Origin of the sequence: Endozoicomonas sp. 4G, from assembly GCF_023822025.1 — a bacterium.
In the GTDB taxonomy this organism is placed as follows: domain Bacteria; phylum Pseudomonadota; class Gammaproteobacteria; order Pseudomonadales; family Endozoicomonadaceae; genus Endozoicomonas_A.
Genome location: NZ_CP082909.1, coordinates 3,908,655 through 3,935,256, shown reverse-complemented (window position 1 = coordinate 3,935,256; position 26,602 = coordinate 3,908,655). Strand labels below are relative to the sequence as shown.

At 48.6% G+C, this 26,602-nt stretch carries 21 protein-coding genes; 15 read left to right on the top strand and 6 right to left on the bottom strand.

Going from position 1 to position 26,602, the window contains the following annotated elements; all coding sequences use genetic code 11:
• The first annotated feature begins 367 nt into the window (after positions 1-367).
• Positions 368-3,670, top strand: coding sequence for an AAA family ATPase (locus K7B67_RS15230; RefSeq protein WP_252176750.1), 3,303 nt, complete (start codon positions 368-370; stop codon positions 3,668-3,670).
• Between the two features lie 15 nt (positions 3,671-3,685).
• Here the strand turns inward: K7B67_RS15230 and K7B67_RS15225 are convergent, their stop codons facing one another.
• From K7B67_RS15225 to K7B67_RS15210, 4 genes are all read right to left on the bottom strand, one after another.
• Positions 3,686-4,279, bottom strand: a complete 594-nt coding sequence (locus tag K7B67_RS15225) for a TetR/AcrR family transcriptional regulator (protein ID WP_252176749.1) — start codon at positions 4,277-4,279, stop codon at positions 3,686-3,688.
• Position 4,280: 1 nt separating this feature from the next.
• Positions 4,281-5,738: a glycosyltransferase family 39 protein gene (locus K7B67_RS15220; RefSeq protein ID WP_252176748.1), complete on the bottom strand. Its 1,458-nt coding sequence runs from the start codon at positions 5,736-5,738 to the stop codon at positions 4,281-4,283.
• A gap of 72 nt (positions 5,739-5,810) precedes the next feature.
• Positions 5,811-6,449: an alpha-ketoglutarate-dependent dioxygenase AlkB gene (locus tag K7B67_RS15215; RefSeq protein WP_252176747.1), complete on the bottom strand. Its 639-nt coding sequence runs from the start codon at positions 6,447-6,449 to the stop codon at positions 5,811-5,813.
• A gap of 19 nt (positions 6,450-6,468) precedes the next feature.
• Entirely contained in the window at positions 6,469-6,753 is a 285-nt protein-coding gene (locus tag K7B67_RS15210; RefSeq protein ID WP_252176746.1) for a DUF406 family protein, read from the bottom strand.
• A 286-nt stretch (positions 6,754-7,039) separates the two neighbouring features.
• Here K7B67_RS15210 and ppc point away from each other — a divergent pair, with 286 nt between their 5' ends.
• The 13 genes from ppc (at position 7,040) to K7B67_RS15145 (ending at position 20,811) form a co-directional block, all read left to right on the top strand.
• Positions 7,040-9,673 (top strand): phosphoenolpyruvate carboxylase, encoded by a 2,634-nt coding sequence (ppc, locus tag K7B67_RS15205; protein ID WP_252176745.1) that lies wholly within the window; start codon positions 7,040-7,042, stop codon positions 9,671-9,673.
• A 92-nt stretch (positions 9,674-9,765) separates the two neighbouring features.
• Complete coding sequence (locus tag K7B67_RS15200) at positions 9,766-10,890, top strand: beta-ketoacyl-ACP synthase III (RefSeq protein ID WP_252176744.1); 1,125 nt, start codon at positions 9,766-9,768, stop codon at positions 10,888-10,890.
• A 98-nt stretch (positions 10,891-10,988) separates the two neighbouring features.
• Positions 10,989-11,750 carry a bifunctional demethylmenaquinone methyltransferase/2-methoxy-6-polyprenyl-1,4-benzoquinol methylase UbiE gene (gene ubiE, locus K7B67_RS15195; RefSeq protein ID WP_252176743.1) on the top strand — a complete coding sequence of 254 codons (762 nt, stop codon included), beginning with the start codon at positions 10,989-10,991 and terminating at the stop codon, positions 11,748-11,750.
• Positions 11,751-11,752: 2 nt separating this feature from the next.
• Complete coding sequence (locus K7B67_RS15190) at positions 11,753-12,349, top strand: SCP2 sterol-binding domain-containing protein (RefSeq protein WP_252176742.1); 597 nt, start codon at positions 11,753-11,755, stop codon at positions 12,347-12,349.
• Between the two features lie 58 nt (positions 12,350-12,407).
• Complete coding sequence (gene ubiB, locus K7B67_RS15185) at positions 12,408-14,009, top strand: ubiquinone biosynthesis regulatory protein kinase UbiB (RefSeq protein WP_252176741.1); 1,602 nt, start codon at positions 12,408-12,410, stop codon at positions 14,007-14,009.
• 15 nt (positions 14,010-14,024) lie between these two features.
• Entirely contained in the window at positions 14,025-14,438 is a 414-nt protein-coding gene (gene hisI, locus K7B67_RS15180; protein WP_252176740.1) for a phosphoribosyl-AMP cyclohydrolase, read from the top strand.
• Positions 14,431-14,832 carry a phosphoribosyl-ATP diphosphatase gene (locus tag K7B67_RS15175; protein WP_346658235.1) on the top strand — a complete coding sequence of 134 codons (402 nt, stop codon included), beginning with the start codon at positions 14,431-14,433 and terminating at the stop codon, positions 14,830-14,832. The genes hisI and K7B67_RS15175 overlap by 8 nt, the downstream gene beginning before the upstream one ends.
• Positions 14,833-15,035: 203 nt before the next feature.
• Entirely contained in the window at positions 15,036-15,251 is a 216-nt protein-coding gene (tatA, locus tag K7B67_RS15170) for a Sec-independent protein translocase subunit TatA (protein WP_252176739.1), read from the top strand.
• Between the two features lie 94 nt (positions 15,252-15,345).
• Positions 15,346-15,771, top strand: a complete 426-nt coding sequence (gene tatB, locus K7B67_RS15165) for a Sec-independent protein translocase protein TatB (RefSeq protein ID WP_252176738.1) — start codon at positions 15,346-15,348, stop codon at positions 15,769-15,771.
• A complete protein-coding gene (gene tatC, locus K7B67_RS15160) occupies positions 15,768-16,505 on the top strand; it encodes a twin-arginine translocase subunit TatC (protein WP_252176737.1) in 738 nt (245 codons plus the stop codon). Before tatB ends, tatC begins: the two co-directional genes overlap by 4 nt.
• 108 nt (positions 16,506-16,613) lie before the next feature.
• Positions 16,614-19,142 (top strand): hypothetical protein, encoded by a 2,529-nt coding sequence (locus tag K7B67_RS15155; RefSeq protein WP_252176736.1) that lies wholly within the window; start codon positions 16,614-16,616, stop codon positions 19,140-19,142.
• Between the two features lie 84 nt (positions 19,143-19,226).
• Positions 19,227-19,949: a 16S rRNA (uracil(1498)-N(3))-methyltransferase gene (locus K7B67_RS15150; protein ID WP_346658234.1), complete on the top strand. Its 723-nt coding sequence runs from the start codon at positions 19,227-19,229 to the stop codon at positions 19,947-19,949.
• 70 nt (positions 19,950-20,019) lie between these two features.
• A complete protein-coding gene (locus tag K7B67_RS15145) occupies positions 20,020-20,811 on the top strand; it encodes a DUF2059 domain-containing protein (RefSeq protein ID WP_252176734.1) in 792 nt (263 codons plus the stop codon).
• A gap of 60 nt (positions 20,812-20,871) precedes the next feature.
• On the opposite strand, the gene K7B67_RS15140 is transcribed toward K7B67_RS15145, so the two are convergent.
• Positions 20,872-21,684: a hypothetical protein gene (locus K7B67_RS15140; RefSeq protein ID WP_252176733.1), complete on the bottom strand. Its 813-nt coding sequence runs from the start codon at positions 21,682-21,684 to the stop codon at positions 20,872-20,874.
• Positions 21,685-21,780: 96 nt separating this feature from the next.
• Entirely contained in the window at positions 21,781-24,789 is a 3,009-nt protein-coding gene (locus tag K7B67_RS15135; protein WP_252176732.1) for a hypothetical protein, read from the bottom strand.
• A 212-nt stretch (positions 24,790-25,001) separates the two neighbouring features.
• Here K7B67_RS15135 and K7B67_RS15130 point away from each other — a divergent pair, with 212 nt between their 5' ends.
• A complete protein-coding gene (locus tag K7B67_RS15130) occupies positions 25,002-26,585 on the top strand; it encodes an NTP/NDP exchange transporter (protein ID WP_252176731.1) in 1,584 nt (527 codons plus the stop codon).
• Positions 26,586-26,602: the final 17 nt, after the last annotated feature.

Below are 26,602 nucleotides of genomic sequence, written 5' to 3'. Positions count from 1 at the left end.
CTGCCAAAGTTGATTTTAACGGCAAGGAGTTGTCCTTCGATTTTGGCGTACTGCTACCTGTCCTCCGGAAAAAATTCACTGATACTGTCTCTGTTCATGGCACACTGGCAAGAGCGGTGCTATATAAAAGTCTCCAATTGGCAAAGGCCATTCAACAGGGCTGATTACTTAAGCCCCAAACAGGACGATTATTAAGTGCCAGATTATGTTCTATTTTATTCTGTCTTTGTTGTATATTCCTCAGCGATCAGAAAATTCTTATCTGAACGGCATCAATATAAAATTGCTTTCACTGCCGATGTTATTTCTGGGTATTTCGTTTTTGGTAGCACCTCTCAAAGTCTTGTCCGGTCAGGGTGGGGCGCTCGTGTCGACGAGCTATGCCGGCACCGCTCCAGGCATTTACAATCCATCCAGTATCCCGTTGCCCATCCTGTTACTCCCACTTGCCTACCGTACCTCTTTCAACCATTTTCCCAACTCTTTTTCCAACTCTTTTCCCAATTTTGGTACCAGCCAGAAGGCGAAGCCTGAACCCTCCTTTTGCATTCAGCCTGACGACCCTCATCCTACCTACAAGTCAGGCTGCCTGCCCCTGCCAGACGAGCTGAATATTAAACTGGCCCCGGAGCAGGGAGCCCCGGATCAATGGACCTGGGTGTTCCCTGGCAAAGGCAGGGGAGAACCTTCCCCAGAACCACAGGCAGAAATATTGCCCGGGCCTCCCGGCTCAAACGGCGGCATAACACCGGACACTAAAACGACGATCCAGCTTATTCCCCACAATTGCGATGATGAAGCCTGTCTGAGCTGGGGCTTTGATGATGGGCGAGAATGGATTATGGACCTGTCAGAAACCATTGCCCCATCATTCAAAGACGCCCCCCTTTGGAGTGGTCAGGAGACAGCACCGTCAGCGGCCAATAGACTCATGGCCACGAGAATGATTGATCAGAATGGCAACGTCGTTTATAGACTGAGTGAGAATAACCAGACCCGTTATATCAGTGAGGAAGAATACCGGCGGCTCCTGTCATTGCACTTTCAGGCCTGGCTTGAGTACCTGTATCCAGAATATTTCGGCCCCAGACTCGCTGCCGGAGGTGGTTGGCATCAATGGCACTGGCGAGTCCGGAAAGTGCCACGGAGTCCGGGAACCCCTCCCTCCGAGCCCCCCGAAAACTTAGCTGAGGCGCCAGGAGACATATCGTTGAGGTCCGCCAGTCCGTCACCTGATGGCGGAGGAAACCCTGGCGGAGAAGGCATGTCGGAACAGGAGTCTCCTGCGCCGCTCCCATCCGCTTCTGGTGCAGAAGGTCAGCCAGCTTCCGACCGTTTTTGGGTTGAAGCGAGTAAAAGTGACGATTCTTCCATAGTCACAATGTCACCGGAGGATATGCGACGGTTATCAATATTTCGCGGAGATACTGTCCTGCTAACCGGCAAATTAAAAAAGACTACTGTAGCTATTCTTTTATCGGAGCAGAATCAGACATTAGGCACGATCAAGATGCACAGGTCCACCCGGAGCAATCTTAAGCTGTCGTTGGGCGATCCAGTCAGAGTCACCCAGATGCCTGACATTAAGTACGGTAAACGGGTGCATATATTGCCAACAAAAGAAAGCATTGCAGGCATAACCGGTAACTTGTTTGATGTGTATTTGAAGCCATTTTTTAACGAAGCGTATCGACCTGTTACTAAAGGCGACATCATTCCTATCAGGGCAGCCATGCGAACCGTGGAGTTCCGGGTGATGGAAACGGATCCGGTGGGTAGCTGCATAGTTTCTCCGGACACTGTACTTTACTGTGAAGGCGAGCCCGTTGATCGGCAGGATGAGTCTTCAATTGGGAATATTGGTTATGATGACATTGGTGGGCTTGGACCACAGATTCGAAACATACGCGAAATTATTGAGCTTCCCCTGCGTTACCCACAACTGTTTTATACCCTGAACGCTAGCCCTGCAAAAGGAATACTCCTGACTGGACCACCGGGAACTGGAAAAACAATGATTGCCCGGGCCACTGCCAACGAGAGCGGCGCCTTCTTCTTTCTGATTAATGGCCCGGAAATTTTGAGCAAAATGTCAGGTGAGTCAGAGTCCAACCTGAGAAAGGCTTTTGATGAAGCTCAAAAAAACGCGCCTGCCATTATTTTTATTGATGAAATTGATTCCATAGCTCCCAAACGTGATAAAACCCAGGGTGAAGTGGAGCGACGGATTGTAGCTCAATTGCTTACCTTGATGGATGGTTTGCTGTCCAGGCATCAGGTTATAGTTCTGGCAGCCACCAACAGGGCTAATTCGATTGACCAGGCACTGCGCCGTTTTGGCCGGTTTGATAAAGAAATCCATATCGGTGTGCCTGACGAGGTCGGTCGTCTGGAAATTCTTCAGGTTCACACCAGAGACAAAAAACTGTCCGATGATGTGGATCTGGAAACGATTGCAAAAAGCTGCCACGGCTTCACCGGCGCAGACATCGCACAGCTTATTAGTGATGCTGCTGTGCTCTGTATCAGGCAAAAAGTAGATATTACTACCCTGGAGGATGGACAGAGCCTTGATGCCGAGCTTTTAGATAGCCTGGAAATCACTCATGCTCATTTTGAACAGGCTCTGGGTTCCTCCAGCCCATCCGCTCTCAGAGAAACCTATGTTGAGATACCCGCTGTGACCTGGGAAGACATCGGCGGCATGGCGGAGACCAAAAAGACATTGAATGAAATGGTTCGCAACCCCTTGGAATTTCCCGGGCTGCTCAAGCATTTTGGTCAGAAAACATCACGGGGTGTGCTTCTGTACGGCCCTCCTGGTTGTGGCAAAACACAGTTAGCCAAGGCTCTGGCCAACGATTGTCAGGCTAACTTCATTTCTATAAAAGGACCGGAGTTGCTGACTATGTGGTTTGGCGAGTCAGAGCGTAATGTGCGCGACCTTTTTGAAAAAGCCAGGCAATCAGCACCCTGCATTCTGTTTTTTGATGAAATTGATTCTTTAGCGACTAACAGGGGAGGGGCACTAGGGGACGCCAATGGTGCAAGCGATCGCGTTCTGAATCAACTGTTAACCGAGATTGATGGTATCACTGAGCGGAATCAAATTTACATCATTGCCGCCACCAACAGACCGGATATTCTTGATCCAGCCATTATGCGACCTGGTCGTTTCGACAAGCATATCTACATTCCGCTGCCGGATTATGAAAGCCGACTGCATATTTTCAAAGCGGTCCTGCGTAAAACCCCGGTACAGGACAATGTTGATTTAAGACAGCTGGCTCGCGCAACCCCAAGTTTCTCGGGAGCGGATATTAGCGAAGTCTGCCAGACAGCAATAAGACATGCAGTCAGGGAGTACGCTAGCCAACGCACCTCGGAGGGGGCTGGAAGTGAGCCAGTGAAAGCTGAAGAGTCCCTTGACAATTACATGTTGACGCGCAGCCACTTTGAGCAAGCTATGCTCACGGCGAGACGCAGCGTCAAACCCATGGATATGCGCCGTTATGAAAATTTTCAGGCGTATAAGGAAGGCCAAACCGGAATCCCATTCCGTTTTCAGGATACGCCCGCCCCTGAAAACGGAACGTCAGCTGGATCGGAAACGGTACCAGGAGAAGACAGATTTTATGAAGAAGAAGAAGATGATGACTTGTACGACTAGGCCACCTTTTCTCAGTCATGTTTTTGGGTTCAGAATATGCCCAAGGCTGCGCTTTACCAGTAGATCTAACTGATGCTGATTGGGATTGATTCTGGCCATTAACTGAAGGCCCAGAAAGAAGCTGGTGAGTTCCCGGGCTGCATCCGTGCTGCTCAGCCCGGGGGCGATCAGATTCTTTTCAGCACTGTTGAGAATCTGGGCCAGCAATGCCTGCTGAATCCTGTCGACAGCCTGTCTGACCAGTTCTGCAGCCTGATCTGGTAGCAAGTGCAGCTCTGTACTGGTACAGGCCAGAAAGCAGCAGTTCTGGTATTGCCTATCGCGGGAATGACGATAGCCGGCTGTCAGGAATCGGCGCAGCCCTTCAAGTGGAGGGCCTGAACTAAGATGCTTGTCAATTCTCAGTTGCAGGTAGTGGTCAATGTAATATTGCAGAACCTGCAGGTATAACCCTTCTTTGTTTTTAAAGTGATAATACAGGCTACCAGGGTGCAGGTCGGTGGCCTCTTCCAGCTGCCTGAGGGAGGATGCTGAGAACCCTCGTGACCAGAAGAGGGCGAGTGCATTATCCAGTGCCTTGTCTTTATTAAAAGAGGTATGCCTGCCCATGCTACTCCTTCTCAACCCAGAGGGTCCAGTTCCTGTATTCGGATACTTTTTCGAAACGGTCTCTCAGCGACTCAGACAGTATATTGATGTTGCCGTCACGAGTAGCCAGAAAGTCCCTGCGATCGTCGTGCAACTGATTGCTGATTTCCTCTTCGCTGTTGGCCAGCAACGCCTGACCGTGAGAATAAAAGCGAGCAGAGAAGGGACGCTTCAAAAAGTAAATAAGATGACCAGGCTGCTCTACCGTATGAGCCGTCATACTTTCGATCAGGTACTTTTGTGATTTTTTACCGCCGTCATTCATCATGACAACGGTGGTGGCAATCATCAACAAGGGGGTCAGGGTTGCCAGGGCGATCAGTTTGCGAGAATGGTCAGGCCAGTTCTCCCCGAACAGCCGTGCAATAATCAGTGCCAGGGCAGGCATAACGGGCAGGGTATATGTCCAGATCAGATTGGCGGTGAACGTGAAAAACACGGGCAGAAAGAGCAGCCAGCAAAGCAGGAAGTAATCCCATTCCTGCAACTTAAGGGTGGGCTTCTTCCGCCAGCCTTTCCAGAGCTGGGTGATAACCGCTCCCATTAATACGAATGTCCAGGGAAAGCCTCCCAGCAGCAGGTAGCCCCAGATGGATCCCAGTGGATGAACATGGGCATTGCCATATTCATCGCCGTCCCAGCCGGAGTCCAGGTAGCGGGAAAAGTGTTCACCAATAAACATGTACTCCAGCAGGCCGGGGTTGCGTATCTCGGCACTGATATACCAGGGAAGGGCAATGGCGGCGGCCAGAACCGTACCTTTGATCCAGGGGAATCTGTGCCACAGTGTGATCAATCTGCCTTTTGGCAGGCACCACAGGAAAATCGGGCCGCCTGCCAGAACCAGGGCCGCGAGCCCTTTGGCCAGAAGTGCCAGACCGCAACCCGCAAAAAACAGATACTGCCAGCGCCGTGCTTCGGATGCGTTTTCGCTGTGCCAGCCGATCCAGAAGCCGCAGAGGATCAGGGTGATGGTCAGGGTCATGACCGGGTCGGCCAGCACGGCTCCGGAAAGAACCATAAATGAGGCTGAGGTGATCAGGAACAGTACCGAAATGTTTGCCTGTTGCTTGCCCATTTGAAATCGGGCCAGCTTCCAGACCAGTGCCAGAGTGCCTATGCCGCACACCAGAGAGGGTAAGCGGGCGGCAAACTCATTGATGCCAAACAGTTTGAAGCTTATCGCTGAAAGCCAGATAAACAGTGGAGGTTTACCCAGGAAAGGGACGCCGTAATCAAAATAAGGGATGATCCAGTCGTTCGTCTCTACCATCAGTCTGACGATTTCACCGTATCGAGCTTCTGAGGTATCCATCAGGGGGTAAAGGCCCAGTGAGAACAGTCGGACCAGAATGGCAAACAGGATCAGGCAATACACCCAGAACCAGCGGGAAGAAGGCTTCACTAAGGCGTCAGTCATTATTGTTTTAAACCTTGTATCTGATTGCTATTGTTTTGGCTCTTGAGCGCGGGCAGTGTAAAAAGTCTCTGCTTAGCTGTCCACCAGGTTGTTATTTTTCCGTAGATATTCTGGCTCATCAATGACATTTCTGAAAGTCAGGTTAATACGGGGTAAAACATCTCTGGATGTTTTGGGAATACAGTGCTGCCAGCAGCGCTGGGTGGGGCCTGACATCACCAGCAGTGAGCCGGAAGGCAAGTCCAGTGACAAGGGTTGGATGCCTTTTGATTTGCCCTGTTTGTGTTTCAGCCGAAAACGCCTTTCCTGACCCAGGCTCAGTGAGGCAATAACAGGGTGCTCCCCAAGCTCTGCTTCATCGTCGGAATGCCAGCCATTGCTGTCATTGCCATCACGATAGAGGTTTAGCAGTACCGTGTTAAATGAACCGTGACAGGCTTGCTCAACCCTTGCTTTTAACGCTCGCAATACCGGAGTCCAGGGCTCTGGTGTTAGCTCCAGTCCAGAGTAGCGGTAGGTCATTCCCTGATCGCCATACCACGCCTGCAACCGCGGTACATCAAACGTTTTTCCAAACAGTGTGATTTGATCCTGACGCCACTGGATGCCAGAAAGAAGCTGCTGGTAGAAGGACTCACCGTCTTGGGGGGCTATCAGTTCCGGCCAGAAGAGTATCTCGGCATCAGGGGCTTTAAGGTTGATTGAACGCAATTCAGTTGACTGCGAAGGGTTATCGCAGGGACATTTCAAAGATCAGCTTCTCGGCGGCGCAGTCAAAGTCCAGCATCGCCTTAATCACGGTGATACCGTTTTCCTGGCAGGTTTCCGATTTTATCTTGCAGTTGCCTGATCCTACAGACAGAGCGCGTTCTTCAATTTCGCTGAACTTGTCCTGGGCGGAAATGGCCTCGTCGCCACGAATCTCCAGAGTCACCCAGGTATCATCGTCGCGGATCAGGGTGCCGACTTCTACGGTGTTGCAGTTGGTGCATTCATAGGGGTCTGTTTCGTTCATGCTAATACCTCGTTAAAAGCAAGCAAGCTCGCTATCTTTATCATGAAATGAATATGCTACACCATCTCCGGGGATAAATCAGAAATAATTGCTATTCTGCGACAGTCTGTCTGGTTTGTCATCAATCGTGTCCATGTTTTGTGCGCTATGTGCTTATTTGCGTGTATTGGTTGGTGTTTGTGAAAGCTTTTTTATTCGGTTTTTATGGTATAGGCTGAGTGATTCTCGAAGTCGTGCGTCATCAGAATAGGGTGGGCGTGCTTTAAAAACCTGGGAAGTTAAATCTATGACGGACAGCAAGACGAATTTGCGTCGGAACGTGAACCTGCTGGGGACACTGTTGGGCCAAACGATAAAAGAGCATCATGGCGAGGCTTTTTTCAATCGGATTGAAAGCATCCGTCAACTTTCCAAGGCGGCAAGAGCGGGCAGTGAAGATGATCGGGAAGTGTTACTGGATCAATTAAAAAACCTTTCCGATGACGATCTGGTTCCCGTTACCCGGGCATTCAGCCACTTTCTCAATCTGGCTAACCTGGCTGAGCAATACGACAGCATTGCCGTCAGCCACAACGAAGCTTTTTGTGTCCCGGATCACTTTGATGAGCTGATGGCCAGGCTGAGGCAACAGGGTTTCAGCCAAGAGCAAATCGCAGACAGCGTGGCCAGTCTTGATATGGAACTGGTGTTGACTGCTCACCCCACTGAAGTTTCCCGCAGAACCCTGATCCAGAAACATGAATCAATGTTTGAGTGCCTCAGCAAGCTGGAAAGCAGTCGTCTTAGTTTCAGAGAGCGGGCTCGTCTTGAAGAGCGTCTTCGTCAGTTGATTGCCCAGGCCTGGCACACCTATGAGTTCAGGATGAAGCGGCCAACGCCGGTGGATGAGGCCAAGGGTGGGTTTGCCACCATCGAGCACTCGCTGTGGAATGCGGTGCCTGACTTTGTTCGTGCCATGGATGAGCGGCTCAGGGAGCATACCGACATAGGTCTGCCTCTGGATGCTGTGCCGGTCCGTTTTTCTTCCTGGATGGGAGGAGACCGTGACGGCAACCCGTTTGTTACTGCCGAGGTGACCCGGGAGGTGCTGTTATTGAGCCGCTGGATGGCAGCGGATTTGTATCTCAGGGATCTGAAGCCCCTGATTGGTGAACTCTCCATGACGGAGTGCAACGAAGAGATCACCCAAAAGGTGGGGGAGTGCCGAGAGCCTTACCGGGTGGTTCTCAGGCAACTCAGGGAACGTCTCAGGGAGACCCGACGCTGGTGCGAATATTCACTGGTCGACAGACCCCGGTCTTCAGAAGTGCTGCTGGAACATAAAGACCTGATTGAGCCCCTGGAGCTTTGCTATCGCTCCCTGCACGACGTCGGTCTGGGCGTCATTGCCGATGGCCCGCTACTGGACATGATCCGTCGTGCTCACAGTTTTGGTCTCACCCTGATACGTCTGGATATTCGTCAGGAAGCGAGCAGACATACTCAGGCGATCAGTGAATTGACCAGGGCCCTGGGAATTGGCGATTACCAGAGTTGGGATGAACAGGAAAAACAGACCTTTCTGCTGAAAGAACTGCAAAACCCCAGACCCATGATTCCAGCCAGTTGGCAGCCTTCCGAAGAAGTAGCTGAAGTCATTGCCACCTGTCGTGTGATTGCCCGGGAAGGTCAGCAGGCATTAGGCGCTTATGTTATTTCCATGGCCTATACGCCGTCCGATGTCTTGTCGGTGGCACTGTTGCTTAAAGAGTGCGGTGTTGATTTTGCCATGCCCATTGCTCCCCTGTTTGAAACCCTTGATGCCCTGGACGGTGCCAGTGAGTGTATTCGCGCTCTACTGTCGTTGCCCTGGTATCGTGGTTATTGTCATGGCGGTCAGATGGTGATGATTGGTTATTCCGATTCTGCCAAAGATGCTGGCTGGATGGCGGCAGCCTGGGCTCAGTATCGGGCCATGGAAGAGGTGACCGAAGTCTGCGGTGAAAACAATGTCGAGCTGACCCTGTTCCATGGTCGTGGCGGAACCATTGGTCGTGGCGGTGGCCCTGCCCGTGCGGCGATTCTCTCCCAGCCCCCCGGTTCTGTGAAGGGTAATCTGCGCGTCACTGAACAGGGAGAAATGATCCGCTTCAAGTTTGGTTTCCCCGATGTGGCGATTAACAGCCTGATGCTTTATGCCAGCGCCACTCTGGAAGCAACCTTGTTGCCGCCACCTGCGCCAGAGCAAAGCTGGCGGGATATGATGGATCAGCTGGCCGCAGATTCCCTGCAAACGTACCGTAATATGGTTCGGGATGAGCCTGATTTTGTTCCTTACTTTCGTGCTGTGACGCCGGAACAGGAGCTGGCCAAGCTGCCGCTGGGCTCCCGACCGGCAAAGCGTAAGCCGAACGGTGGTGTGGAAAGTCTGCGGGCCATTCCATGGATATTCGCCTGGACCCAGATTCGTCTTATGCTGCCCACCTGGCTTGGGTGCGGAGTTGCCCTGAGGAATGCCCTTGAAAGCGGTCATAGGGAAACTCTGGAAGCGATGATCAGTCAGTGGCCCTTCTTCCAGGCACGACTGGAAATGCTGGAGATGGTCTTTATGAAAACGGATGCCAACCTGGCTGAATACTACGAAGACCGGCTGGTACCCACCGGGTTGCAGTATTTGGGGGGGCGTCTGCGCGAGCAACTGGAGACTTCAGTTCGGGCACTGCTGGAGCTGAAAGGCGGGGAAGAGTTGATGTCTAACCATCCTCAAAACAAGCAGGCCATCGCTTTGCGTAATCCTTATACCGACCCTCTGAACGTACTTCAGGCAGAGTTACTTTACCGGGTACGACATTCAGAAGAGGGAGAGGATTGTGAAAACCTGGAGCAGGCCCTGATGATCACCATTGCCGGCATTGCCGCAGGAATGCGTAATACGGGTTGATTGCTGACAGTGATCCGGATATTAAGGTTTTATTACCATGATGCATGATATACGATCACGGAGCACATAAAGACAAGGTGATCGGAACAAGCATGGCTGTCGCTGCAATTATTACAGGAACGGGGTTGTATACCCCGACCAGTTCCATCAGCAATGATGAGCTGGTCGCGAGCTATAACGACTGGGCTCAAAAAGAAAATGACCAGCACCAGCAGGCTATTGCTGCTGGTGAAAGGGAGCCTCTGCCATTGAGCAGCAGTGCCTTTATTGAAAAAGCATCGGGCATTAAAAGCCGCTACGTTATGGACCGGGAAGGTGTTCTTGACCCTGGTCGTATGGTGCCCTACCTGCCCGAGCGAGATAACGAAGAAATTTCCGTTCAGTGTGAAATGGCGTTGCATGCCGCCAGAGATGCCCTTTCCCAGGCCCGGGTAAGGCCAGAAGAGGTGGATCTGGTGATTGTCGCCTGTTCTAACCTGCAAAGGGCGTATCCTGCCGTTGCTGTTGAAGTGCAATATTACCTGGGGGCATCGGGTTACGCTTACGATATGAATGTTGCCTGTTCTTCTGCAACCTTTGGTATCAAAGCGGCGACGGACGCCATTCTTGCCGGTAACGCGCAAAGGGTACTGGTGATCAGTCCCGAGATCACGTCGGGTCATCTGAATTTCCGGGATCGTGACAGTCACTTTATTTTCGGAGATGCCGCTACTGCTGTAGTGGTTGAAGCCGACAGTGTTGCCAGAAACGAGCGGGGCTTTGAAATTCTGGGTACCAAAGCCTGGACTCAGTTTTCCAACCATATCCGTAATAATTTTGGATTTCTGAATCGCACGGATGAGTCCGGCATCGGACAACCGGATAAACTGTTTGTGCAGAATGGCCGCAAGGTGTTCAAGGAAGTCTGTCCGAAAGTAGCAGAGATCATTGCCGGTCATCTGGATGAGTTGAGGCTGACCTCTGGAGAACTCTCTCGTCTGTGGCTGCATCAGGCAAACCTGAGCATGAACCAGCTGATTTCACGGAAAGTACTGGGCCGTGAAGCAACCTCTGAAGAAGCACCGGTTATTCTGGATGAGTACGCCAATACCAGTTCTGCCGGATCAATCATTGCCTTCCATAAGCACTCGATTGACCTTGAGGCAGGTAGCTGTGGTGTGATCTGTTCTTTCGGAGCGGGTTATTCCATTGGCAGTGTTGTCGTCAGAAAGCGTTGAAATTACAATAGCCCGCAATTTTTCCCGAATGCTTGCCAGCACCCGTAAATCGAAAGACAGGGTTCGGATCGTTTTCTGGTACTGGGGCGGAGAACTGGATGACTGAGAAGGTAAGAGACCAGGATAAGACGCACTTTGGTTACAAAGATGTCAAACCTGATGATAAAGAGAGACTGGTGGCGGGTGTTTTTCACTCAGTGGCTGGCAGCTACGATGTGATGAATGACCTGATGTCCATGGGCGTTCACCGGCTCTGGAAGCGTTTTACCATAGAGCTTTCGGCAGTGCGCAAAGGTCATCAGGTGCTGGATATTGCCGGTGGTACCGGTGACCTCACCAAACAGTTTTCCCGTCTGGTAGGCGATACCGGTCGGGTTGTGCTGGCTGATATCAATGAATCCATGCTCAGGGTTGGTCGTGATCGTTTGATTGATCAGGGCATTGTCGGGAATGTTGAGTACGTTCAGGCCAACGCCGAGTGCCTGCCTTTCCCGGAGAACACCTTCGACTGCATAACCATCGCCTTTGGCCTGCGAAATGTGACTGACAAGGACGAAGCCCTGCGCTCCATGTGCCGGGTTCTTAAGCCTGGCGGTCGTTTGCTGGTTCTGGAGTTCTCAAAGACCAGTAATCCTCTGCTGACCAAAGCCTATGACGTTTATTCCTTCTATCTGTTGCCGGCCATAGGCAAGCTGGTGGCGGGTGATTCAGAGAGTTATCGCTACCTGGCTGAGAGTATTCGCAAGCATCCGGACCAGGAAACCCTGAAAGCCATGATGAAAGAGGCCGGTTTCGTGAATACCACTTATCACAACATGACCGGAGGCATTGTTGCCCTGCACAAAGGCATCAAACCCTGATTATGATGAAGACGGCATTTCTGGCGTTTCTGGAGACCCGGGTCAATCAGCTGCTAAAGCTGGATCCTGTCACAGCCGAGGCTCTGAAGTCCCTGGACGGCAGCGTTGTTCATTTCATTTGTCTTCAACCTGATTTTAATGGCTACGTTTTTCTCGACTCTTTAGGGGTTCGTTGTGCGGGCTGGCATGAAGGTATTGTGGATGTCACCCTGCGGGGGCCATTGAGCAGTTTTATCATGCTTGCCAGCAATCGGGAATCTTCCTGGGCTGCCGTCAGTGGCTTAGAAGTCTCGGGAGACCAGAATATTCTGGGAGCGCTGGAAGCCACTCATCGAAAGATGGAGCTTGACTGGGAAAGCCTGATCTGTGAGCAGATGGGCCCGGTAGCCGGGCATTCACTGGCTGAAGGACTGCGCTTGCTAACCTCGACCTTCGCAGGTTTAGGAGCCACGCTTTCTGGCCACGGAGCAGCTTACCTTCAGGAAGAGCTGGAGCTGGTTCCTTCTGAGCCGGAAATCGACACTTTCAGTCGAGAGGTGACCGCCCTGAATGAAGCTGTTGAAGACTTGAGCAGACGTTTGAACCAACAAGCGAGTTGAGCAAACACGAGTTGAGCAAACACGAGTTGAGCAAACAAAAGTATCGCGGGAGAAAAGGGTGCTGCAGTTTACCCGTTTAATAAAAATTGTCGGGGCTATTGCCCGCTACAGACTGGATGATCTGATCAAGATCGACCGCCTGCCCTTTCCCGCCAGAGTGCTGATGCGACTCCTTCCCTGGCGATACTTCATCAAGAACAATGACCCCAGGGCCATCCGACTGAGAAAAGGGCTGGAATCCCTGGGACCGATCTTTATCAAGTTCGGCCAGATTCTGTCTACCCGCCGCGATCTGCTGCCTGAAGACGTCAGTGATGAATTGGCTCGACTGCAGGATCAGGTGGCGCCTTTTCCTGCGACGGAGGCCGTTGCCATCATTGAACAAAGCCTCCATGCCCCGGTTTCAGAACTGTTTGACCGCTTCGATCACGAGCCTATGGCGTCTGCTTCCATAGCTCAGGTGCACTCCGCCCGACTGCACAGTGGAGAGGAGGTGGTGATTAAAGTGATACGGCCTGGTATTGAGAAGGTGATCCGCAAGGATATCCGGCTTATGTACGTCTTTGGTCGTTTGTTAGTCGCCCTTTTAAAAGAGGCCAGAAGGCTCAGGCCGATAGAAGTGGTCAGGGATTACGAGAAAACGATTCTTGATGAGCTGGACCTGCTGCGGGAAGCGGCCAATGCTTCCCTGTTACGCAGGCACTTTATCGATTCTCCATTGCTGTTTGTGCCTCAGGTTTACTGGGATTACTGCAAGCCTTCGGTGATGGTGATGGAGCGCATTTACGGTGTGCCTGTGGCGGATATAAAAACCCTGAAGGCCAGGGGCACCGATATGAAAAAGCTGGCGGAAAGGGGTGTTGAGATCTTCTTTACCCAGGTTTTCCGGGATCGGTTTTTCCATGCCGACATGCATCCGGGTAATATTTTTGTCGATATTTCTGACCCTTCCGAGCCCAAATACATCGGCATCGACTGTGGTATCGTCGGCACTCTGGAACCGGAAGATCAGTATTACCTGGCCTGCAACCTGCTGGCCTTTTTCAAGCGGGATTATCGTAGGGTCGCCCAACTGCATGTGGATTCCGGCTGGGTTCCTTCCGATACCGTAGTCGGAGAACTTGAGGCGGCTATCCGTACCGTGTGTGAGCCTGTATTTGAACGACCATTGAAAGATATTTCGTTTGGGTATCTGTTGGTCAGGTTGTTCCAGGTGGCACGGAGGTTTGAAATGGAAGTTCAGCCTCAGCTGGTTCTGCTGGAAAAAACGTTGCTCAATGTCGAAGGGCTGGGGCGACAGCTGTACCCGGATCTGGATCTTTGGAATACTGCACAGCCTTATCTTGAGAAGTGGATGAAGGATCAGGTCAGTCCCTGTGGCATCGGTCGCTCAGTGAAGGACAACCTTTCCGGCTGGCTGCTGAGTGCGCCCAATATGGCCAGAAATACGTTGCACAGTGTCAAACAGATTTCAGAGCATCAGCAAAAGCTGATGGCGATGCATAAACGGGAAGACCAGCAATCCGGCAAGATGAAGTGGTTGGGTGGGCTATTGGTTGCCGTAGCCGCGGCTGCTCTGGTGTTCCCTGAATGGTCAGCACAGGTCCCATGGCAGGGGGTGTTTATTGGCGGGCTCGGAGTCTGGCTCCTGGCTCGATAGGGGGAGGAGAGTAACATGAGTTGGTTGGATGAGGTTCGCTGGAACAGTGATGGTCTGGTGGCAGCGACAGCCCAGGATGTCCAAACCGGCAGGATACTGATGCAGGCCTGGATGAACCGGGAAGCCCTGGCTCTGACCGCTGGCGAACAACAGGCCGTTTACTGGTCGCGCTCCCGTGGCAAACTCTGGCGTAAAGGTGAGTCATCCGGCCATGTGCAGAAACTGCATGAACTGAGGCTGGATTGTGATGGCGACTCGGTTCTGCTGGTGGTGGAACAATTAGGTGGAATAGCCTGTCATACAGGTCGGGAATCCTGTTTTTATCGTAAGTTGACCGAAGACGGGCAATGGTTAACTACGGATGAAGTCCTGAAAAGCCCTGATGCTATCTACGGTGAAGACATGAGCGGAAGCAGCGATAATGGATAACATCTTAGAGAAGCTGGAAGCTGTGCTGGAAGAGCGCCGTCAGGCCAGTCCCGACAGCTCTTATGTCGCCAGTCTGCACGATGCCGGGATGGATAAGATCCTGAAAAAAGTCGGCGAAGAGTCGGCAGAAGTGCTGATTGCAGCGAAAGCAGCGGATTTGGGTGGCAGTCTTGATGATGTGGTTTATGAAACGGCAGACCTCTGGTTTCACTCGCTGGTCATGCTGTCCCATCTGGGGCTGAGCCACAAACAGGTTCTTAAAGAGCTGGAGCGACGCTTTGGTTTGTCGGGCATCGAAGAAAAGGCCTCTAGGAGCCTGACCGAGAATAGCGCCCGTAGCGAGGACGGCAGAAAATTGAGGATAAAAATTCGGTTTTGTGAGGAGAATAGCTAGCTATTTGACGAACAAAAGCGGATTTTTAGACCAATTTGCTGTCGCCGCAGTAGGGCAGCTATTCTCGGTCAGGCTCCTAGGGATACCTGAGTGTAGTGAAACCGGATATCCGGTAAAATAGATTGATCGTACAGCTGCATTCAAAGAGGGCGGCTGTTAATGTTTCCGGGGTTTCCCCGGCCAGCCTGAAAGGAAGGTGCAATATGGGATTTGGTGGAATCAGTATCTGGCAGTTGCTCATCATCCTGCTGATTGTAGTGATGCTGTTTGGTACTAAGAAACTGAAAGGCCTGGGGGGGGATCTGGGCGGTGCCGTCAAAGGATTCAAGAAAGCGATCTCCTCTGACGAAGAACAGAAGCCTCAGCAGTCCAGCAGTCATCAGGAAAAAGAGACTGAAGAAACTCAGCGTAAATCCTGAGGCAGGTGGTAGGACAGCTTTTGCCTCCCGTGTACCGGGACAGGGTAAGCTGCTGTATGTTCAAACATGTTTTTGAGATATCTCTGGAGATAAAGTGTTCGATATCGGTTTCACAGAGCTGCTTCTTATCGCTGTGATCGCTCTGGTCGTGCTGGGACCTGAGAGGCTGCCGGGTGCGATTCGAACCACGGCCTACTGGATCAGTAAGATAAAACGCAGCTTTCAGTCTGCCAAGGACGAGCTGGAGAAAGAGCTGGATGTCGAAGGCATCAAACGACAGATTCATAACGAACAGGTGATGAAAGAGCTGGAAAAAACCCGCTCCCAGGTGACTGAGTCGATCAAGGAGCCATTAGAGACCTTAAATAAGCCCATTGATCTTGGTGAGGGTCTTGGTGAGGGTCTTGGTGAGGGTCTTGGTGAGGGTCCTGGTGATAAAGATTCTGGCGACAAAGCTCCTGATGACACCAAAGGCAAAGCACAAAACAAAACTGAAGAGGAAAAAGATAAGAGCGCATGAGCGAAGATGAAGCCGACGGGGAACAGTCTCTGGTTCAGCATCTTGTTGAACTGAGGCGTCGTCTGCTTCGTGGTTTTGCGGCTGTGCTGCTGGTATTTCTGGGTCTCTTCTATTTTGCCAATGATATTTATCGGTTTGTTTCCGAGCCCCTGAGGGCGCACCTGCCCGAAGGGGGCACTATGATTGCCACCGAGGTGGCATCCCCCTTTCTGGCGCCCTTTAAGCTGACTCTGTTTGTGGCTTTTTTTCTGGCAATTCCCTACCTTCTGCATCAGATTTGGGCGTTTATTGCGCCGGGTCTGTATAAAAGTGAGAAACGGGTGGCTATTCCCATGCTGGTGGCCAGTGTTCTGCTTTTTTATCTGGGGATGGTGTTTGCCTATTACGTTGTCTTCCCGATTATCTTCTCTTTCTTTACTACCGTCGGGCCGGAATCGGTGACGGTGATGACGGATATCAATCGCTACCTCGAATTTATACTGAAAATGTTCTTTGCCTTCGGTATGGCTTTTGAAATTCCAGTCGCAACGGTAATGCTGGTTTGGAGCGGTATCTCAACCGTAGAAAGTTTGTCGAAAAAACGCCCTTATATAGTGATTGGCTGTTTCGTTATAGGCATGTTGCTGACTCCCCCCGACGTTGTTTCCCAGTCCCTTCTGGCCATTCCGATGTGGTTGCTGTTTGAAGTGGGTATCGTTTTCTCCCGACTCACTCAACGCTCAGCGCCAGATTAAAGTCGTGATCTCTCCTGTTTCGGACTACTGAGTGAAGTTTGTCACTGAAATGACTCGCCCTGCTTTGACTAAGTTGAATAGAAGGATGACACAACTTTCGGGGCGCATATGGATAATCTTCAGAAGACACCGCAGGACGACAGTGTTCTGCACCATCTCAGGATGGCTGCCATCAGTATTCGCAAAGCAACTTCTCTGGCACTTGGCAAAGCTCGGGCTTTCTGTCGGAGTGTGGTTGCGGTGCTGACCCCTTCCCGTCTGAAAAAAAATCTGGATCCTTTTAAACCATCTGCGTCGCCTATGAAACAGCGTTCAATATCAACGATGGGACCCCAGGGGCTGGCAGCATTAGTAAAAAGCTATTCATTTGCGGAGGTGGATGCATTCAAGGAGGATTTCAAACTCCGGGTTAGAGATGTTATGGATGATATGATTGCTATTAAAGGCGAAAAAGAACCGGAGCTACACAAGAAAGTAAAGAGCAGCCTTCTTGACAGAATCGATGATTGCCGCTCTTTGGATGAGGTGCTGTTTTTTTTGAATGATGTGGTACCAGAGCCCTATCTGAAGAGACTGTGTATGAGCTTCTTACAGATTGGACGAAAAACCGGGGCCGATTTGGGACTGTCAGAACAGGGCCGTTTATGGCTGGAATCCATGATCCAGAATGTATCGTTTGAAGGGCTAAAGGAAAATCTGTTTCAGCTATTAAAATCCGAACTGGGTCAATCCACTGAATGGCTGGCTGAGGGTTTTAAAGAATATACAGCGAAAGAACGCGATCTTTTGCATTCGATTCAGGCAGTCCAAGATATACCAGAAATGGTTTTATGTCTCGATAACCACTTTGAGCATTGTGAACAATATGGTTACCTTCTGAAACTGAAAACACTGGTGGCGCGGGCTGGATTTAAACCGAGATCTTTTAAGGTGCGGGCCCCGCTATTGGCTGCTGGTGATGAACTGGGTACATTTAAAGAGAAATTTTTCCCTCATCTGGAATTGATTCATAAGAATCAAAGTGAAGAAATAGACAGTCGATCCGGCCTGATAACAAATCAAATCAGTGCCCTGGCCCTGAATGTGATGAAGGCCAGCGATATCAATGACGTATTTGAGTTGATCAAACAGGAAGCACCTTCAAAACACGCGAAAAACCTGCTGACTGCCTTCAAGGAAATCTGTGAGGAAACCGGCGATAACTTGCAGCTGGATCCATCCATAAGACAGTTTCTGGAGGATCGCGAAAACTGCGCTGAAGACACCTCTTTAGACTTAAACTGGAGTCACGTGTCTCAAGACTTTGAGATGGTAGCCAAGCTGAAGGCAGACCTGATGGGTGATCTTGACACTATCATCAAGGGAATAGTAGATGAATGTTATGCGAAGGCTGCTCAGGAAAAGGTAGATAAAGAGGGCGAGTCTGCCTCGTCAGAAAAAAAATACGTCTTCATTTCATATGCTGAGGTTAATCCCGAAGATCTGCCCGATGTTAAAGCCCTGAAAGCACTGAAGACAGAGGTCGAACGCTGTGATTCTTATGAAGACATGGTGGCAGAGTTGATCAAGCATGCGCCTGAAAAATACACCACACCTCTGTTGCGTGGACTGGGAGAAATTTATGAAAACCTGAAAGACCCCGATGAGGAACTCTCTGATTCAGAGGAAGTTTCACAAGCTCCCGATTATGTGTCTGATGGCATACATGAAATATTTCCCCCGGTTGAGGTTGACGAATTAAAAGACTTTGAAGTGTCTTTAGATGATCCGCAAATACTCAATAAGGCTAGTGATTCTGGAAAAAAATATAATTTGCAAAAAGTATCTATTGGGGATCAGTTAAAAATAACAATGTTAAAGGCGACCGATGATTCTCAAGGGGAAGAAGTGTTAGATGATAAGCAAGACTTTTTGTGTGATTTTTTATTTCAACGTGACATAAAAAAAGTTTTTAAAATAAATATAAAAGGTAAAGAGTTTGCCATTTCCGTGCCGACGAAAAGTTATGAAGCGAGGCATTGGCCTACTGTGTTAAAGGAAACACAGTCAACAGAACGACTCAGGCAGCTAGGTTTTAACACGCTCTCTTTTCATAAAACCGTTCTTGTCGAGATAGACGGTGTGACTGTTCCCGCCACAGTTATGCCTTTATTTGACGATCTTGATGGCCAGATTGCAGATCATAAAAACGCCTATATTCTCGATTCATTTATAGACGACATTGCTGCTATAGATCAAAGTACTGGAGAAAAGTTCAAGGTTGAAGAAATTCCTGACGAAGAGGTGTTTTATGGTGTACTTCAGCATGCTATTGAAGACGCAGGCATATTGGTAAAGAATGGAATATGTCTGGACTCTGGCTCAATTAACTATCAGATACTCGAGTCTGGTGATGTTAAGTTGTTTTTGTCCGATTTTCCAGGAGGTATAATCGAAACAAATCACACAAATATGGATTTATGCAAAGCTTATGCTTCTCACTTGGTAGATAGTTTTGTTCAGTGTCTTAGAAAGCAGGATTGCATGAAATTTGAGACAGGCCATAAAAACCCAAAATTCATGCAAAGATTAATTGAGTTGATCGATCTGGCTTCCAAGGGGGAGAGAGTCCCTAGACCTCCCAGGGAGTCAAGTTGACTCCCTGTAATAAATCTTCGATAAAATTAGCCTTTCGTTAAGGGGGCTTTATCTGGACAATGCAGGTTTCTTTTCTGACTGTTGATGCTTTCCGATATGAACCTGCTGTTATTGACTCCCACCGATTTTATTTCTGAAAACCGCGTCAGCTTGACAGGCAGACCCCTGCAGCACGTTCTTAACGTTCATCGCTCTCAAACCGGTGATCGCATCAGGGTCGGAATGCTCAACGGAGAAATGGGTGAAGGCATCATTGTTTCTCTCACGGATCAGGCTATGGAGCTGGAGGTATGCCTGAATCAAAAGTCTCCTGAGCCTCTGCCCCTGACGGTTCTGCTGGCACTTCCCAGGCCGAAAATGCTAAAGAGGATTTTTCAGCACTTGTCGTCTATTGGGGTTAAGAAAATCATTCTTATGAACAGCTACCGGGTAGAGAAAAGCTTTTGGCAATCGCCCTGGCTATCGGCAGAAAAAGTCCGTGAGCAGCTTATTCTGGGGTTGGAACAGGCAAGGGATACGCTGCTACCGGAAGTCATCCTTGAAAAACGTTTCAAGCCTTTTGTTGAGGATCGTTTACCGGCCATGATGGACGGCAAACGTTGCTTGGTAGCGCACCCGGTAGGCGGGGTTCCATGCCCTCATCAGGTGGATGATGAAGTGGTTCTGGCTATTGGCCCCGAAGGTGGTTTTATTCCTTACGAAGTGGAGAAACTGGAACAGGCAGGGTTCGAACGGGTTCACCTGGGCCCAAGAATTCTTCGGGTGGAAACGGCTGTTACCGCTATTACCAGTAAGTTGTATGACTGAATCACATTTTACACGGTCCTGCGGTTTAGGTATGTTGTAAGCTCAACCTTCCTGCTCGCAGGGTCAGTGTATGGATACACAGCGCGACTTTTCATTACCCCGACTGAGCCATTGTTTAAAAACTCTGGCGCTCCTTCTCTTATTTGTCCTGAGCACAAAGCTGTCAGCGGCTGACAAAAATGTTCTGCTGGATGAACTCTACGAGAACGCTCAGCTGCAACAGCAGCTGGGTTGGGTGTTATCCAGTATGACCATTGACCAAAAGCAATACACATTGCCACCGGAAGTGGTGAATACAGTGAATCAGATCGTCAAGGTTCGCTACAGTCCCGATCTTTTCAAATCATCCATGGCGGCCACTCTCGATGAAGCGTTAAGTGTCGGTGAATTACTGAAACTCCTGGACTGGTACAACTCAGCATTGGGCCAAAAAATTCTGCGTCTGGAAATGGAAGCCAATGATCCTCGCAATGCACTGCGTATGCAGGCATACATAGAAAAATTATCCAAAGATTTACCCAGAACGAGTCGTATACGTCTGATAGAAGAATTGATGGAAACGCTGGATGCCGTTGAACTGGGCACTGAACTGGCTGCCAGTGCCTCGGTGGGAGCCAAACGCATACTCCATGAAGTCATGCCAATCAACGACGGGCGCCCTTTAAGGCCACCCGAGGTGCTTAAAGCCAGGGAAAAGCCGACCATACGTAAAGGGATGAGCGACCATATGAGATACGTCTATCTCTATACCTATCGCAGCTTGCCCGACAGTGAAATTCGCGCTTACCTGAATTTTGCCAGAAGCACTGCCATGCAGAATTTTCAGCGTGGGCAGATTCAGGCTATAGCTCGGATTCTTTAAAAAGGCTATTCAGTTTATATGGATGTCCTGATTTTCTTTCAGGAAGAGGGGCATTCAATACTAGTTTATATAGGATGGTGTAATAGACTCTGAAACAGGTGTTTTTTGAAGCCTGCACTGGCGAATACTATCTTGAATTTGTTTTTGCTTGCCACTAAGTATTTTACATAAGATATTTATCACAATTCGTGAAATATCAGATGTCGAGCTTACACAAGAAACAATGAAAAGTTTCATGTCTTCGGAAGTTTTACATCCGTTGAAAAGACATGTTGCATCGTAAAGATCTAAATTTTTAATGAGCTCTATCCACGACGGAGCTAATAGGATTTTACCTGAAGTGTCAACAGATGTTGAGTCAACAACCCCTCCCTCAATAAAAAATACAATTCCATCTTTCCTTTGGCCTGCAATAGACCATTGCTCTCCTATCCATGGTTCAATATCACAATTATAAAATACTACAGAGTGAACAAGATCAATTTCAAATCTATCAATTGGAGAATATGAAAGTAAATCAGATGATGGTATTCCCTTTATAGTAAACCATTCGCTATTGTGGTGAATTATATCTTCTTGCAAACATTTTGATAACCCATTAACCCAAGTTGTTTCTGGAACAAAAGAAAAATCGATATGGCTAACTTTATCGGCTATATCATTAGTTACCAGCACTATAGCTCTTTCCATACCTTCTACATCTTGAATTGCTTCAATAAGGTTTACTTCTTCTGGACAAATTAAATAGTTTAAAATAATTAAAAGCGGTGCATCATGTTTAAGAACATCTTTTAAGTGAATTGCTACTGCGCATTGCACGTTTAAAAGAAAAGTACCTATTACTGCAATCAATGAATTTTTTATTAAGTTCATAGTAGGGTAATCACAAAAATATCTTTGAAGAAAAAACAAAAAATAATAGGACACCCTTATATTTGACAAATGTTTTATATGGATGTCCTAATTTTCCTATAGCCCGGATTCTTTAAATGAAATTTCTGACCAGCCCTGCTGCATCATTTTCACCTTCATCATCCCGTCAGAATAGATATTACTATCCACGGGAATTTTACTTTTTAATTGCTCACCGGCTTTGTTGAGAATAGTGTCGTTCAGAGCATTCAGTTCATCACGATAGGAAGCGGTCAGGGTTATCAATGCATTTTTCAGATGGGTATCATTTCCAGATAAATCCGGAGCGTATAAAACGACCCTGACCAGTGCTGAAGCTATCAGGTCAGTGGCTTTGTCTATTTCGTTGTCAGCCATTAAAAAACGGGCTTCTGAAAAGCAATGAATGACAGAGGTAATAATTTGTACCAGCTGGGTACGAGCATCCAGCTCTGGTTTGCCAAAATAGAATTTTTGACGTCGATAAGACTGCGTTAACTCTTCATTCGCAGAATCTGCTGCCATTTGCTCATCCTCGCTATGGGATGCCGCGACATTCAACATGGCCTTGCGGGAATGGGCATAAATTCTTTTTCTGAGAGGGTCGGTTGTCCCGAATTCAAAAATATTGGCCAAAAAGTTAACTATAGCCCGGGAAACCAGATCCTTGCTGTGGAAATAAGCTTTAATGGACGCCTGCACTACGAAGCCTGTAATCCCAAGCATATATTCGCCATAAACGGCCCAGGAATCCAGGACATCCTGAGCATATTCTGTATCTTCCTGATCACATTGAATACCCCAGTTATTTAATATTTCCAGATAGCTGTCCTTAATGGCTTTGTCACCATAGTTTGGATCCAGCTCGGCAAGATGAAGTAAAACCTGCTTTGCATAAAGGGGCATCAGATTTTTTTGTTGCAGCATGTTGAGAGCATTGCCCAGCCGTGCATTGGCCAGGGCAGAGATGACTGTACTGCTGGTTTTAAATTCCGGATGATAATACCTGAGGACGTAAGCGGAGTATGCGACGACTCTGGCTGAGTCAGTGTAGCTTTTCTCCTGATCCGTCAAAAGGGTGGTCGCCAGTAACCAGCATTTTACCAGCATGGCTTCCATTGTCATTTTATAAGAGCGACTGGTTTGAGCTTCAATACTGAGTTTCCGGTGTACAACATTCACCTTGGCAGCAAGCTCGTTCTGGATCGCCTGATCTTCCGGATCAAGAATGCCGGTTGTGCTGCCTATCCCGTTTTTAACGACAGTTTGCAGATGCACAATGGCAGGTTCACCCACTGAACGAAGTCCGAACTCTATCATTGACAGCATGAAATAATAACCAAACAGTTGCCAGAAATGTTTTTGCCCGGTTTTATTTGGATCAAGTTTATCAATGGTGGAAGGTTTGATCAGCCCCATTATCATTGAATACCCGAGAGCAGCACCATGTATTGTTGCGGTAGTCACGGTCTCTCTGCTGGGCAAATAGTGGTAATACCATGGCGATTCTTCTTCGGGCTCAGTCGATCCCTCGGATGGACACCCTTCTGCGGGGCAACTGTCAGTTTGCTTGTTGGTGGCCATTGAATGGGATGCAGCAGGTGTTGCGCCATCCAAAGAAATTTTTGCCCAACTTTCGGTGAGTTCCTTGTACCCCTCACAATCAGGACAGGCAGGGTCGAGAATTTTAATCTGGTCATAGATTTTGTTAACCTCTGATACCGATTTAATGGGCTGGTAGGCCATCAAAAGGCTTCTCATCAGTGTGTCCTGGGCGTTGACTTCAACGATCTCCCGATAATTCTGCACCAGGGCACCGGCTAAAACAGGGGCTTTTTCAGAGGGGTTTCTGTAGGCATCCGCAAAGTGAATAATCAGTAACTCCAGTGCCCTTTGACCATTGGATCGGGCGAAGTTGGGTTGCTCAGCCAGAATGATTCCCGCTTTTTTTTGCAGGGTACTGAAATACTGGTTGGTATAATCAGCAATACCGGATGTTCTGTTGACCGATGACCCAGTATTGATAGCACCCCAGTTTTCAAGGGTACGCCTTGACTGGGACGCAAAGCGTTCCATATTTTCTTTTGTGGTTGACAGTCCGACTATTTTGGAAAAATGTTTAGCTATCACTTTGATAGCGATATGCTGGTTCTCAACAAAATAAAGGAAAGTTCCGGGTACAGAAACCCCTAAAATAAAAATACTTGTTCTGATTTGATCTTTCGAAACACGTTTTAGTAATGACTTAATAAGCCCTGTTTCCTCAAGATTAGAATGAGAGGCAAGCTCTTTTAACTCATCCATCGCATCGTTTTCATATTGATGACAATCAGCACGATCAACTTTCCACTGATTCAGGATATCGCAATACCTGAGACCCATAGTGGCCGAATGCTCCATCAGGGGATCCATAGCCTTCAGGTAGTGCGTTACTCGAGATCTGAAGCCAGGATGCTTCGGCCAGTCAATGGTACGGCTGAAGCTGGCGTAAACACTGTCGAACACATCAAGGGCTGTCGCCTCTGGATGGAGGTAAACCATAGACAGGGCACTAAATGCCATCAACGCTGCGGCGCGATCTTCATCGCCTCTGGACATAGCCAGGTTTGCAGAAGAAGACACTGTATCAATAATGTCCAAGAGCCGGAAATAGGTTTTCCTGGCCTTCTGCGCATGAAGGCTCAATATTGAAAATGTTGATAGCGAGCGATAAACCAAATCTGATTGCAGTTCATCTGTCTTTTTAGTTGTATGACTGTCCGATAAGGCTTTGTAGCTGACACTTTCCAGACGGGCACTGATATTATCAGTGAGGTGTTGGCTCATAGCCCTTTGTACATTATTTTTGTGAATCTCTAATAGCTTATGTAGAAACTTATATTTATTAGATTTCAGATAGTGATTAAGGGTAGTGATCGCTATCTCTGAGCCAAGGGGGACCAGCCCCCAGGTGACGCCCGTCTTCAGATGATCGGTTATGTAAAACTGATGGTCACCATCATCCTGATCATCCTGCTTCTCTGTTCCAAAAGCAGACTGACCGAACAGCACAAACGTGACGATCAAACTCACTGCTATTTTTTTCATGAGTCACCTGACAGATTGAAAACCGGTTTTTGTTGATAGGCGTAGTGGCGTGACTGCTCCCCGCCCTCTCGAGAGTGATGCGAAAACCTCGATTGAGCGAGAATTTACGACACTTTTGCAGTAACTATAGTTAGAAAAAAGTTGTCGTATTTAATCTTTTCGACTAGATAAAGTGAGTTTGTCGTAGAATTCATCAGTCACGAGGCGATAAAATGTCAGACAATACCGAATTCAGTAAGTGGAGAGCGAGGCTCTGGCCCGTCTACGCTTATGAGCTTAAAAAGCTTATTCCGATGATCCTGATGTTCTACCTGATACTCTTTAACTACACCATATTGCGAGATACGAAAGACACTCTGGTAGTCACTGGTGCTGGCTCAGGAGCGGAGATAATCCCTTTTTTAAAATTATGGGTGAATGTACCTTTTGCAATAATATTCACAGTAACCTACGCAAAACTGAGTAATATATTTGAAAGGAAAGCTTTATTTTATTTAGTTATATCCAGTTTTCTGCTGTTTTTCTGTTTTTTCTCTCTGGTTCTTTATCCCGCTCGTGACATGCTCCACCCTACAGAGTTTGCCGACTACCTGCAGAGTATTCTGCCACCCGGGTTTATGGGATTGATTGCTGTTATGCGCAATTGGACGTTTTCTCTTTTCTACGTCATGTCTGAGCTTTGGGGGAGTGTCTGTCTCTCCCTGATGTTTTGGGGCTTTGCCAATCATATTACCCGAGTCTCCGAATCCAAACGGTTTTATGCACTTTTCGGCATGATGGGGAATCTGGCATTGCCGACTGCCGGGCTGTTTGTCTACTTTGCTTCACAGACTCGTGAAAACCTTGCCGAAGGTGTTGACCCCTGGGGTTACTCCCTGAATTTAATGACGGGTGTCCTCACTATTGGTGGCATTTTGATTATGCTGACTTACTGGTGGATCAACCGCTATGTGATGACGGATACAAGACTGTATAAACCTGACGAGATAGCAAGCTCCAATAAGGAAAAATTGTCGTTATCCCTGAAAGAAAGTTTTATGCATATTGTCAATTCAAAATACCTGCTTTGTATTGCCCTTTTGGTTATCGGTTATGGTGTCTGCATCAATATCGTTGAAGTCACCTGGAAAAACCAGCTGCGCATGCAATATCCAAACCCTCATGAATACAATCAGTTCATGGGGTTATTCTCCACCTGTACAGGCATTGTGACCATTACCATGATGTTATTTTTTACTAATAACGTTATCCGTCGCTTTGGCTGGACAGTAGCAGCACTGTGCACTCCGGTGGTTTTGTTAATTACCGGAACGCTGTTTTTTTGCTTTGTTTTGTTCAGGGATTTCGTACCCGATATTTTATTTCTGGCGCTGGGTACCACGCCATTGATGCTCACCGTCATATTGGGAGGGGTACAAAATATCATGAGTAAATCGACCAAGTACTCCTTGTTCGATCCCACCAAGGAAATGAGCTACATCCCGCTTGACCCTGAAGAAAAAGTGAAAGGTAAGGCGGCGGTTGATGTTATTGGCAACCCGACTGGCAAATCGACAGGTTCAGTCATACAGCAAATATTAATCATTTATTTTGGTTCACTGGCCGCTATTGCTCCTTACGTAGCTGTTATCGTTCTGGGCTTTTTTGCTATATGGATTGTCGCAGCCCGCTCATTAGGTCGCCAATTTAATGTGCTCTCAAGTGCAAAGAAAAAGTCGTCTGAGACACAAGCTCAGGTAGCGGCCGACAGCTCGCAAGAACCTTTGTACAAAAAACTGGATCCGGCTGATTCCTGAGGCATTTTTCAGAATGC